11 protein-coding genes are annotated in these 13,213 nt (G+C 33.0%); 9 read left to right on the plus strand and 2 right to left on the minus strand.

The genetic code is table 11. The annotated features are described in order from the left end of the window. Window positions 1-278: 278 nt before the first annotated feature. Entirely contained in the window at window positions 279-1,307 is a 1,029-nt protein-coding gene (locus AZF08_RS23235) for an oxidoreductase (protein ID WP_033678419.1), read from the plus strand. 89 nt (window positions 1,308-1,396) lie between these two features. Here the strand turns inward: AZF08_RS23235 and AZF08_RS31575 are convergent, their stop codons facing one another. Next, on the minus strand, window positions 1,397-1,579 hold the full coding sequence (locus tag AZF08_RS31575) for a hypothetical protein (RefSeq protein ID WP_033678422.1): 183 nt from the start codon (window positions 1,577-1,579) through the stop codon (window positions 1,397-1,399). 31 nt (window positions 1,580-1,610) lie between these two features. Beyond that, entirely contained in the window at window positions 1,611-2,246 is a 636-nt protein-coding gene (locus AZF08_RS23245) for a TetR/AcrR family transcriptional regulator (RefSeq protein ID WP_082246202.1), read from the minus strand. Window positions 2,247-2,384: 138 nt separating this feature from the next. Here AZF08_RS23245 and AZF08_RS23250 point away from each other — a divergent pair, with 138 nt between their 5' ends. The 8 genes from AZF08_RS23250 (at window position 2,385) to AZF08_RS23285 (ending at window position 13,148) form a co-directional block, all read left to right on the plus strand. Continuing rightward, window positions 2,385-3,278 carry an ABC transporter ATP-binding protein gene (locus AZF08_RS23250; protein WP_033678429.1) on the plus strand — a complete coding sequence of 298 codons (894 nt, stop codon included), beginning with the start codon at window positions 2,385-2,387 and terminating at the stop codon, window positions 3,276-3,278. Beyond that, window positions 3,271-4,077, plus strand: a complete 807-nt coding sequence (locus tag AZF08_RS23255) for an ABC transporter permease subunit (RefSeq protein WP_033678432.1) — start codon at window positions 3,271-3,273, stop codon at window positions 4,075-4,077. The genes AZF08_RS23250 and AZF08_RS23255 overlap by 8 nt, the downstream gene beginning before the upstream one ends. Before the next feature lie 153 nt (window positions 4,078-4,230). Beyond that, window positions 4,231-4,764, plus strand: a complete 534-nt coding sequence (locus AZF08_RS23260; RefSeq protein ID WP_033678435.1) for an RNA polymerase sigma factor — start codon at window positions 4,231-4,233, stop codon at window positions 4,762-4,764. A 12-nt stretch (window positions 4,765-4,776) separates the two neighbouring features. Further along, a complete protein-coding gene (locus AZF08_RS23265) occupies window positions 4,777-5,775 on the plus strand; it encodes a hypothetical protein (RefSeq protein WP_033678438.1) in 999 nt (332 codons plus the stop codon). Window positions 5,776-5,836: 61 nt separating this feature from the next. Further along, window positions 5,837-6,889, plus strand: a complete 1,053-nt coding sequence (locus tag AZF08_RS23270) for an LCP family protein (protein ID WP_033678450.1) — start codon at window positions 5,837-5,839, stop codon at window positions 6,887-6,889. Window positions 6,890-7,273: 384 nt separating this feature from the next. Next, complete coding sequence (locus AZF08_RS23275) at window positions 7,274-8,968, plus strand: peptide ABC transporter substrate-binding protein (protein ID WP_082793737.1); 1,695 nt, start codon at window positions 7,274-7,276, stop codon at window positions 8,966-8,968. A 382-nt stretch (window positions 8,969-9,350) separates the two neighbouring features. Continuing rightward, window positions 9,351-11,063, plus strand: a complete 1,713-nt coding sequence (locus tag AZF08_RS23280; RefSeq protein WP_033677859.1) for a peptide ABC transporter substrate-binding protein — start codon at window positions 9,351-9,353, stop codon at window positions 11,061-11,063. 372 nt (window positions 11,064-11,435) lie between these two features. After that, the gene (locus AZF08_RS23285) at window positions 11,436-13,148 is read left to right on the plus strand and encodes a peptide ABC transporter substrate-binding protein (protein WP_033677857.1); all 1,713 of its coding nucleotides are present in this window, start codon (window positions 11,436-11,438) and stop codon (window positions 13,146-13,148) included. Window positions 13,149-13,213: the final 65 nt, after the last annotated feature.

Below are 13,213 nucleotides of genomic sequence, written 5' to 3' on the forward strand. Positions count from 1 at the left end.
AATAAAATAAATAAGCGCAGATAAGTTTAAAGTAGGAGGTATTCTTTAGAGGAAAAATGCTAATATATATCTATAATTCTCTTAATCTGTATAAAAGAATGTTTTTGTAGAATCTATCATAATTTGCGTGGATAGTATTGTAATCAACATAAAAACGAAAAAATGTATCAAAGTTCCTTGTTTTTTCTTTACGATCTAAGTGTGAGCAAATGGTTATGTAAATAAAACAAAACTTGTTATAATAAAAATGAAATCGTTCTCATAAATGGAGGGAATATATGAAAAAAATAGGCGTAGGGATTGTAGGATTTGGATTTTCTAGTACAACATTTCACATCCCTTTATTACAAACGATTAGTGAATATGATATTCGTGCTATCGTATCTTCAAAAGAAGAGATAGTGAAACAAGCATTACCAACTGTACAAGTTATTAGCACAATTGAAGAATTAGTAAAAAGAAATGATATAGATCTTGTTGTCATTACTTCACCAAATACAACACATTTTCCATTTGTGAAAGAGGCTATTGTACATGGGAAACATGTTGTGGTAGAAAAACCATTTGTCGTTTCAGTTGAAGAAGGAGAAGAGCTCATTGCATTGGCGAAAAAACATGATGTAGTCGTTAGTGTGTATCATAATCGTCGTTTTGATAATGATTTTTTAACAATAAAGAAGGCAATTGAAGAAAAACAAATTGGAAATGTGTATACATATGAAGCGCATTTTGATCGGTTCCGTCCTCATGTGCGTGATCGTTGGCGAGAAAAGAATTTACCAGGGTCTGGTATCTTATATGATCTAGGATCTCATTTAATTGATCAAGCTCTTTATTTGTTTGGAAAGCCGGATGTTGTCAGTGCAGATGTAGTAAAGCAACGACCAGGAGCAGAGACTGATGATTATTTCCACATTGTACTTCATTATGGGGTAAAACGTGTTATTTTACATAGCAGTAGTTATGTAAAGCATGCAGGACCGCATTTTAATGTCCACGGAGATAAAGGTTCGATTGTGAAATATGGTATGGATTCACAAGAAGAACAATTGAAAGCTGGTATGAAGCCAGGCGATACTGGATATGGAGAAGATAGTGAAAGTAATTTTGCTGTTTTAGAAGCAGAAGAAGAGATGCATCGTATTCCGACAGAAGTTGGATGCTATGACATGTATTATAAAGGAATTCGAGATAGTATTGTAAATGGGGTGCCAGTTCCTGTAACAGCGGAAGAAGGTTTACAAGTTATCCGTGTTATTCAAGCAGCTATTGAAAGTAATGAAACAGGTAGAGTCATTTCATTATAGACCATAAAAAGACACGATTTCGTGTCTTTTTTATGATTTTCGGGATTGAAATATACGTTTAATTCGATTAGATATACAATAAAATTCTTTTAGTATTTATTAAAAAAATTTTTAATTGCTTCTAACCGTATATTATGGCTACATTGCTCACAATTGTATTTTCCATTTCTATTTTCTTTAAAGCGTTTGTATATTTGAGTTCCTTCGTATACCTTAAATATTTGTCTACAACTCATACAAATTACCTCATAAAAAAGCTTATTATGTGGCATGTAATATTCTCCTTTGATATTAATAAGTTATTTAATTTTTGTGATTCATATTTTCAGGGTTAGAAAGCCCATAGAAAAACATCGTAACAATATCTTGAATATGTTTTTCGCGATCTCCTTCCAACAATTGAAGCCCGTAGTCATCACCAAGTTTACTAAACATTTGAATGTATAGTAACATCATTTCTTTTGAAAGGTTGGGGTTAATTTCATTTTTACGCTGCGCATTTTCTAATATCTCTAAAAACCAAGGCAGAACCGTTTCGTTTTGATAACCATATATAAACGCACGAAGCTCCGGATCTTTTTGGATTACTTGCAACAGCATGTCGGGGTGAAATATACCGCCTCTTTCCATCTTCCTAACAATCATTTTATGCATCATTTCATGAAAAGGCATGTTTTCGGATGCTAGCTCTTGATAGAATTGAAACTCAGTTGTCGCAAATTCTTGAATAAGCTCTCTAAAAAGAGCATCTTTACTCCCAAAATGATTATAAATGGTAACTTGCGATACTTTTGCTTCTTTTGCAATATCCTCTATTTTTACTTCGTTAAATCCACGTTCGGAAAATAATAATAATGCGGCATCTTTAATGGCACGTTTTTTCTTTTCTTTTACTTTTTCAAAACCGTTCAATACAATCACCTCACTTAAAATATACAAGGAAATGAAGATGAAAACAATATTTTTGAAATATGGACATATAAATATTTCAAAAATATTGTTGCGGATATACATGAAGAGGAGTACAATAATTTTGAAATATAAACTATAAAATATTTCAAAAAATGAGGTGGAATAATGATTTTAGTCCAAAATGTCACAAAACAGTTTTCGAATGGGAAAGGTTTATTTGATATTACCTTCCAAGTAAAAGAAGGTGAAGTCTTCGGTTACCTAGGACCAAACGGGGCTGGAAAATCAACAACAATCCGTAATTTGATGGGATTTATAAAGCCGACAGCTGGTCATGCTGCAATCTTCGGATTAGATTGTTGGAATGAAGCTGCGAAAATTCAACGAGAAGTTGGGTATTTACCAGGAGAAATTTCTTTTATAGAAGGAATGAACGGATTAGAATTTTTAAAACTTATGCAAGGTATGCGTGGATTAAAGCAGATAAAACGTCGCGATGAGCTCATTGAAAGATTACAATTCGATGTGAAAACACCGATTCGAAAAATGTCTAAAGGGATGAAACAAAAAGTGGGGATTGTAGCTGCATTTATGCATGATCCAGAAGTCTTAATTTTAGATGAGCCGACATCAGGGTTAGATCCACTTATGCAGCAAATTTTTATTGATTTAATACTAGAAGAGAAACAAAAAGGAAAGACAATCTTGATGTCTTCACATATTTTTACAGAAATTGAGCGGACATGTGACCGGGTGGCTATTATTAAAGATGGTCGTCTTGTAACAGTGGAAAATATCCATGATTTACAAGGGATGAGAAGACAGGTAATGGATGTAACATTGTCTTCTTCAGAAGAGATACGCTCGTTACAAAAGACAAATTTACAATTTGAAACTACGAAGGGAAATACGGCATCAATTATTGTGCAGGGGAATTATCAGGAAGTATTACAAACACTTGCACAATACAATGTAAAAGCACTTCAAACGAGGGCAATGGATTTAGAGTACTTATTTATGCATTATTATGATGCGAAAGAAGGTGCCAAGCATGAATAAACAGTTATTCTTGGCTAGCATGAAGGAGAATCAAAAAAATATATGGAGTTACTCAATTGGCTCGGCTCTTTATTTGTGGTTATTAATTTGGGTATTTCCGTCACTCGTATCTGCAAAAGGATTAAACGAAATGATGGCTGCCATGCCTGATAGTTTAAAAAAGATTGCTGGTATGGAGAATCCAATCCAAAATGTAAATGATTTTTTAGCTGGTAAATATTACGGTATGTTGTTTATTATTATTTTAACGATTTTTAGTGTAACGGTTGCGACGCATTTAATGGCTCGGTATGTAGATAAAGGAGCAATGGCTTATTTGTTAGCAACTCCTGTATCAAGAGTGAGAATTGCCATTACACAAGGGGCCGTTCTTGTTCTTGGATTGCTAATTATTGTACTTGTTACGTATGGGTCCGGTGTACTTGGAGCAGAGTGGTTCTTGAAAGACAATAATTTAAATCAAGAATTATTCTTTAAGATGAATCTAGTCGGAGGCCTCATATTTTTAGTAGTCAGTGCCTATTCATTTTTATTTTCTTGCTTGTTTAATGATGAACGAAAGGCGCTTAGTTATTCAGCTAGTGTAACAATCCTCTTTTACTTATTAGATATAGTAGGGAAATTAAGTGATAAGTTAGAATGGATGAGACATATATCACTATTTACGTTGTTCCGTCCAGAAGAAATTGTTGCAGGGACATATAACATATGGCCGGTAAGTATTGGGTTAGTATGCGGAGCAATTTGTATCTTTTTAGTAGCGATTATATTGTTTAAGAAGAGAGATTTGCCGTTATAGATGAATAGATTCGAGAAGATAGTTAGTTCGTAAAGAATTAACTATCTTTTTGTTTTTTTTACAAATTTTATAAAAAAATGAACCTTTTATCCCACTAATCCATCTAATAAGTGTAAAGTTTTATTAGATGGATATAAAGCGGGAGGGCCGACAGTGAAAGTAATACCTTTATATAAAACGATAGTAAAAGAAGAGAGCGATGTTTCTTTAGCTAAAAAAGGTAATCATGAAGCATTTGTCTCACTCATACATACACATAAAGTTAAGCTTTACCGAATTGCAAAAGCAATGTTATATGATGAAGCTGATATAGAAGATGCCATACAAACAACAATTTTGAAAGCTTATGAAAATATAAAAAAGCTTAAAAATGAAGAGTTTTTTCAAACATGGTTAATCCGAATTTTAATTAATTACTGTAATGAAATGATACGATCGCATAAAAAAGTAACCAGAATAGAAGAGAGTAACTATCATATGGTAGCATTTGATCATTATGAAGACATAGACCTTCATAATGCGATTCAGTCTTTAAATGAAGAATTAAGAGCTGTAACAGTGCTGTATTATTATGAGGATATGAATCAAGAGAATATCGCAACGCTGTTAGAAATTCAAAAAGGAACGGTTAAATCAAGACTATCACGTGCGAGGGAACAACTACAGAAACTATTAAAAATGGAATAGGGGGTGTATACGATGGATAAGGAAAAGTTGTTTGATGAGAAGTTAAAAAAGCGAATAGAAAAGGAAAACGTATTGTTACCAGAGCAGTTGAATCAGAAAATTAATAATACATTACATAATATTCCGGTTAAAAAGAAGTCTTATAAAGTGCAAGCCATAATGGTTAGTGCGGCAATAATGATATTATCGATTATTTCTATGTTTGAATTTTCCGTGCAGAGTTTTGCGCAAAAAGGGGGAGTTCTTGAATATATAACGAAAAAAGCATTTTCAGATTATGAGAATGAAGAAGAGACAAAGTCTAATGTGAGTTATCCTGAAAAAGAAAAGATTCATCAAAAAATGCTCGATTCGATCGATCATTTTAAAAGTGTAACAGGTCAATTTGAAGAATATTCTAGTTCATCGCGCCTTATTACTACGTATAAGTATGCAATAGATACGGAGAGTAAGAGGGGAATTTCTTCTAAAGAGGATCGTCAGTCAAAGAAAATAACAGCTTTATATACAGAAGGGAAAAAACAAGAATTTAATGATAAAGATGCTACTTATAAAGAAATAAATTGGAAGCCCGAACCGAAAAATAAAGAATTAATAAAGTTAACTCCTACCGAAAGAGCTTTTAATAAAGTAGGAGAGAAAAAGCGGTATGACGGTGAGTATATAGGATTTGCTAAATACAGTATTCAATCAGAGTTTGCTGATTTGTTAATTAGATATAAAGATTGGAGCTTTAAAGAAACAAAGTATCTTGGATTAGACTGTTACAGAATAGAGGGTGTGATAAACATAGAGATGCCTGTAAGTACATCGGAAGATTTACGGGGGAACTTCGAAATGGTTGTAGATAAAAATACAGGGATTATGCTGAATTTTCTTAGTTTTCATAATGGGAGAATTCAATATTCTATTACTACAGAAAAGATACAAATAAATAAGGGAATCGATGAAAGAGTATTTCAAAAAGATGTTTCGTCATACGAAAAGCTGAAAAATATATTGGATAAATAAAAGATTTGTGATGGTGCTAATTTTTAATTTACAGACAACAATAAATTTCGGGGGAAACAATATGGAGAATCATTTGAGTTCACGTGAAAAAAAGAATAAGAGAAAATTTAAAAAAAGAAAGGTGATAGGAGTATGTTTAGGAATTATGCTAGTATGCGGGATTGGATATGGTACGTATCTATATAATAAGGCTTCTAATGCGGCGAAAAAAGCTTCTCTCAGTCTAGCTCGTGGTGAGAAATCGGATTTACGCGAGGAAGCTGTAAAGCCAATAACAAATAATGTCTCTCTTTTAATCATGGGAATTGATGAAAATCAAGAGCGTCAAAAGGAATATAATGGCGCTTTTCATACAGATGCCTTATTACTAGCTACTTTTAATAAAGATGATAAGACGGTTAAGTTAACAAGTATCCCTCGTGATACGTATACATATGTTCCAATTGAAAAGAAAAAAGATAAAATAACACATGCGTATGGAAGGGGATTTGTAAAGAACGGAAAGGATGGTGGACCACAAGCTTCTGTTGAGGCAGTAGAAAAATTATTGCATGTACCAGTGGATTATTTTGTGAAATTTAATTTCAATTCATTTATAAAAGTTGTGGATGGTTTAGGGGGGATTGAAATAGATGTTCCGGTTGAATTTACTGAACAAAACAGTAAAGATGAGCCTGATGCTATTCATCTAAAAAAAGGGGTGCAATCCTTAACTGGGGAACAAGCGCTTGCTCTTGCTAGAACACGTCATATTGATAATGATGCTATGCGTGGGCAACGCCAACAGCTTGTTATTGAGGCGATTTTGAATAAATTAAAAAGCGTTGGATCTATTACAAAAGTAGGAAAGATGATTGACGCCGTTGATGGTGATTTTAAGACAAATTTAAACTTAGATGATATCCTGTCATTTTATAAGTATGGATTAAATGCTTCAATTGATAAAATACAATTAGCTGGCGATGACTTATATTTACCAAATGGTCCGAAGGGAGAACGCGTATATTATTATAATCCAGATATAAAGAGTTTAAGAGAACTTAGTAGTACACTGCGAAAACATCTTGGCTTAAGTGAACAACAAGTAGAAAAAGAGGACAATGAAGAAAATTAGTAATATCTTTTAAAGTAGACACATATCGTGATCTGCTTTTTTATTTTGTTAAGAAAAGATTTTTTAGATTTATACATTATTTATTAACAATAATTTACAAGGGTTTTATTTAAAATTGGAATAAATAGAAGAAAGACAGTACGTTCGTAGTAATAATAAAAAACTTTATATTAACGTAACAGAATGTTTATAAATATTACTGCAATAAAATAATTTTTTAAAAATTTTCAATAATAATACTTTACAAAATGCGAAAAATTAGTAAAATAATAATTAATAGAAATCTTCTGATGAATATATAAAGAAAATTAGAATTATCAGAAAATTTACTAAACTAGGAACGTACAGGAATTAGGGAGGGTACAAAAAGTGAAAAAGAAAAAGATGAAAAAACTAACAGCAGTCGTAGCACCGGTATTAGCAATGAGTATGGCATTAACAGCATGTTCAGGATCAGGTGGGGATAAAAAAACAAGTACGAATTCAAGTAGTGGTGATAGTAAATCCGATGTTAAGTATGCAGCAAAGCAAGTATTGAATCGTACAGAAAGAAACGAGATTCCATCAATGGATTCTTCGAAATCTACAGATACATTATCATCACAAATTATAGGGAACACAATGGAAGGATTATATCGTCTTGATAAAAATAATAAGCCAATCCCAGCTGTAGCTGAATCAAGCACGAAAAGTGAGGATGGCAAAAAATATACATTTAAACTTCGTAAAGATGCAAAATGGTCAAATGGTGATCCGGTAACGGCGAAAGACTTTGTTTTCGCATGGCAACGTTTGTTAGATCCGAAAACAGCTGCTGAGTATGCGTTTATTGCATTTCCTTTGAAAAATGCAGAAGCAGTTAATAAAGGAACAGCAGAAGTATCTACGTTAGGTGTAAAAGCTGTGGATGATTATACATTAGAAGTTGAATTGGAAACGCCAGTTCCATACTTCTTGAATTTAACAGCATTTGTAAACTATTATCCATTAAATGAAAAAGTTGTGAAGGAAAAAGGTGACAAGTACGGTTTAGAAGCTGATACATTAGTGTATAATGGGCCGTTTGTTATGTCAGAATGGAAGCATGAACAAGGTTGGAAGTTAAAGAAAAATGATACGTATTGGGATAAGAAAAATGTAAAACTCGAGGAAATTAACTTTAGCGTGGTAAAAGAGCCAGGAACAAATGTAAACTTATATGATAGTGGTGAAATTGACTTTACACTATTAACTGGAGAATTTGTTGATAAATATAGAGCTAAGAAAGATGAGTTTGGAACATATTTAGAAACAGGAACATTCTTCCTGCGTTTAAACCAAAAACGTGGTGGTCAAGATACACCGTTAAAGAACAAAAAATTGCGTGAAGCAATTGCAATGTCAATCGATAAAAAGGCTTTAGCAAATGTAATTTTAAATGATGGTTCAAAACCTGCAGACTTCCTAGTTCCAAAGGGATTAGCAACAGGTCCTAGCGGTAAAGATTTCCAAGAAGAGTTTAAAAATGGCTTAAAATCAGATGCGAAAAAAGCTGCAAAAGCATGGGAAGAAGCGAAGAAAGAGCTTGGGAAAGATCAAGTAACAATTGAATTGTTAAATTACGACACTGGTAACTCGAAGAAAGTTGGAGAATATGTAAAAGATCAAATTGAGAAAAATTTAAAAGGTGTAACAGTAAATATTAAACTTCAGCCATTTAAGCAAAAATTAAAAGTTGAACAAGATCAAGATTATGACATCTCTTTTGGTGGCTGGAACCCAGACTATGCGGATCCAATGACATTCTTAGATATGTTTGAATCTAAGCATTCGCACAACCAAATGAGTTACTCAAATCCAAAGTATGATGAGATTATCAAAAAAGGTTCAACTGAGTGGATGTCAGATGCGAAGAAACGTTGGGAAGAGTTAGGTAAAGCGGAAAAAATACTAATTGAAGAAGATGCAGCACTTGTACCGTTATATCAATCTGGTAGAGCTTATGTAATGCAATCAAATGTAAAAGATGTTGTAAAACATAATATCAGCCCAGAATATAGCTTCAAGTGGGCATATGTAACAGAGAAAGACGGTAAGTAATAAAAGATAAAGAGCATTTCTATAAGTAGGATATCTACTTTTAGGGATGCTTTTTTCTATGAAGTCAATCTTTTTTAGATTGTGTCATTAAGAAATAATATTTTGAAAATATAGTGGTAAAGAATCTTTTAAGTTGAGAGGAATGAAAGTAGTAATTAAAAAGTGAAAGAAGAATACGGGGCATGCAGTATTCTTATAGTAGATGGGGGAGATAGTAAAGAATCTAATTATGAAACTAAAAACAGAATATTATAAAAATAACTTTACAAAAACGTGAAAATAAGTAGAATATTAATCAATAAGAATTTTCTAATAATTATATAAATTATCAGAAAATCTCTCAAAATTAGCATCGTACATATAAATTAGGGAGGGTACACAAATGAATAAGAAAAAGCTAAAGAAACTAACAGCGGTTGTAGCGCCAGTATTAGCAATGAGTATGGCATTATCAGCATGCTCAGGGTCAGGTGGGGACAAAAAGACAAGTACGACTTCAAGTAGCGGTGATAGTAAATCTTCTGATATTAAGTATGCAGCAAAACAAGTCTTGAATCGTACAGAGAATCAAGAAATTCCAACAATGGATACGTCGAAATCTACCGATACACTTGGAGCACAAATTTTAGGAAATACAATGGAAGGGTTATATCGTCTTGATAAAGAGAATAAACCAATCCCGGCTGCAGCTGAATCAAGCACGAAAAGTGAGGATGGTAAAAAATATACATTTAAGTTGCGTAAAGATGCAAAATGGTCAAATGGTGATCCAGTAACAGCGAAAGATTTCGTCTTCGCGTGGAAACGCTTACTAGATAAAAATACGGCTGCTGAATATGCATTTATTGCTTACTATATTAAAAATGCGGAAGCAATTAACAAAGGTGAAGCAGATGCATCTACATTAGGGGCGAAAGCAGTGGATGATTATACACTGGAAGTAGAATTAGAAAAACCAGTGCCATATTTCTTGAATTTAATGGCATTTGCATCATACTATCCATTAAATGAAAAATTTGTTAAAGAGAAAGGAGATAAATTTGGTTTAGAGGCAGATACCGTTTTATATAATGGGCCGTTCGTAATGTCAGAGTGGAAACACGAACAAGGCTGGAAATTAAAGAAAAACGATAATTATTGGGATAAAAAGACTGTGAAACTAGAAGAAATTAACTATAGCGTTGTAAAAGAAGTAGCTACAAAAGTAAATCTATATGATACTGGAGAAATTGACTTTACACTATTATCAGGAGAATTTGTTGATAAATATAAGCCTAAGAAAGATGAATACGGTGAGTATGCAGAGTCAAGTACATTCTTCTTACGTTTAAACGAGAAACGTGGAGGTCAAGATACACCACTGAAAAGTAAAAAATTACGTGAAGCGATAGCATTATCAATTGATAAAAAAGGATTAGCGAATGTTATTTTAAACAACGGATCGAAACCAACAGATCAATTAGTGCCAAAAGGATTAGCAAAAGGCCCAGATGGTAAAGATTTCACAGAATCATTTAAAAATGGTTTGAAACAAGATAAGAAAAAAGCAGCAAAAGCTTGGGAAGAAGCGAAAAAAGAGCTTGGTAAAGATCAAGTGACAATTGAATTGCTGAGTTATGATGATGGAACAGCGAAAAAAGTTGCTGATTATATAAAAGATCAAATTGAGAAAAATTTAAAAGGGGTAACGATTAATACGAAAATCCAGCCATTTAAACAAAAGTTAAAACTAGAGACAGCACAAGATTATGAAATTTCTTTTGCAGGTTGGAGTCCAGACTATGCAGATCCAATGACATTTATCGATATGTTTGAAACAAAGAGTCCATATAACCAAATGAGCTATTCCAACTCAAAATATGATGGGATGGTTAAAAAAGCAGGAAATGAATTAATGTCTGATGCGAAAAAACGTTGGGAAGAGTTAGGAAAGGCAGAGAAATTGTTACTTGAAGAAGACGCAGCAATGGTTCCTTTATATCAAACTGGTAGAGCATATGTAATGAAACCAAATATAAAAGGAATTGTAAAACATAATATCAGCCCAGAATATAGCTTCAAATGGGCGTATGTAGAGGAGAAAGACGGAAAATAATATAAAGCTAAAGGGCATTTCTATAAGTAGGATATTTACTTATAGAGAATGCTTTTTTCTATGAAAATACATTGAATAAGTTTCTATAGCTATAATAGTAATGAATTTTTTAATGACTATGAATGAAAATGAAGCATTAAAAAATTAGAGAAGAATACGACGTATGTTGTGTTCATATAGTAAATCGGGGGCTATTAAAAAATCTAATTATTGATATATTGAAAGAAATTTCAGAATTTTTTTGAAAAATAACTTTACAAAAGTATGAAAATTGATAGAATATTAACTAATAAGAATCTTCTGATAATAATGCGAGTTATCAGAAAATCTCTCGAAGTGGCATCGTACATATAAATTAGGGAGGGTACACAAATGAAAAAAATGAAGAAACTAACAGCGGTTGTAGCACCAGTATTAGCAGTGAGTATGGCATTATCAGCATGCTCGGGATCAGGTGAGGATAAGAAGGCAAATACATCGCCTAAAAATAGTAGCGGTGAGGACAGTAAAGCTGATATTAAGTATGCAGCAAAACAAGTACTGAATCGTACAGAAACAAATGAGATACCAACGATGGATACTTCCAAAAACACAGATACTCTGGGATCACAAATTTTAGGAAATACAATGGAAGGCTTATATCGCCTTGATAAAGATAATAAGCCGATTCCCGCTGTGGCAGAATCTAGCACGAAAAGTGAGGATGGCAAGAAATATACATTTAAACTTCGCAAAGATGCAAAGTGGTCAAACGGTGATCCTGTAACAGCGAAAGATTTTGTGTTTGCATGGCAACGGTTAGTAGATCCAAAGACAGCTGCTGAATACGCATTTATTGCTTATTATGTTAAAAATGCAGAAGCAATTAACAGTGGAAAAGCAGAAGTGTCTACTTTAGGTGTAAAAGCGGTAGATGATCACACACTTGAAGTTGAACTGGAAAGGGCAACTCCATATTTCTTAAACTTAACGGCATTTGTATCATATTATCCACTAAATGAGAAGTTTGTAAAAGAAAAAGGAGCTAAATACGGTTTAGAGTCAGATACGGTAGTGTATAATGGACCGTTTGTTTTAACGGATTGGAAGCATGAGCAAGGTTGGAAGTTGAAGAAAAATGATAGCTATTGGGATAAAAAGAGTGTGAAGTTAGACGAAATCAACTATAGCGTTGTAAAAGAAGTAGCTACTCGTGTGAATCTATATGATAGTGGTCAAATTGATTTTGCATTATTATCAGGAGAGTTTGTTGACAAATATAAATCGAAGAAAGATGAATTTGGAACATATTTAGAAACAAGTACATTCTACTTACGTTTGAATCAAAAACGTGCTGGCCAAGATACACCATTAAAGAGCAAAAAATTACGTGAAGCAATTGCATTATCAATTGATAAAAAGGCTTTAGCAAATGTAATCTTAAATGATGGATCAAAACCTGTAGATTTCTTAGTACCAAAAGGATTAGCAACTGGGCCGGATGGTAAAGATTTCGCAGAGACATTTAAAAATGGCTTAAAACAAGATACGAAAAAAGCAGCAGCAGCTTGGGAAGAAGCGAAGAAAGAACTTGGTAAAGATCAAGTGACAATTGAATTATTGAACTATGATACTGGTAATGCGAAAAAAGTGGGAGAGTATGTAAAAGACCAGATTGAGAAAAATTTAAAGGGTGTAACCGTAAATATTAAACTTCAACCATTTAAACAAAAGTTAAAATTAGAATCTGATCAAGATTATGATTTTTCATATGGTGGCTGGAACCCAGACTATGCGGATCCAATGACATACTTAGATATGTTTGAATCAACAAATTCTCAAAACCAAATGAGTTACTCAGATCCAAAATATGATGAAATGATTAAACAAGGTAAGACAGAGTTAATGGCGGATTCGAAGAAACGTTGGGAAGAGTTAGGAAAGGCAGAAAAACAGTTACTTGAAAAAGATGTAGCGCTTATACCGTTACACCAATCAGGTAGATCTTATGTATTACAGCCAAATGTGAAAGGAATTGTAAAACATAATATCAGTCCAGAATATAGCTTTAAGTGGGCGTATGTAACGGAGAAAGATAGTAAGTAATGAAAGTGAAAGCATTTCTAAAGTGAATCCTATTCCTTTAGAAATGCTTTTTATTTTGATAAGGA

Origin of the sequence: Bacillus gaemokensis, assembly GCF_001590835.1 — a bacterium.
Classification (GTDB): domain Bacteria; phylum Bacillota; class Bacilli; order Bacillales; family Bacillaceae_G; genus Bacillus_A; species Bacillus_A gaemokensis.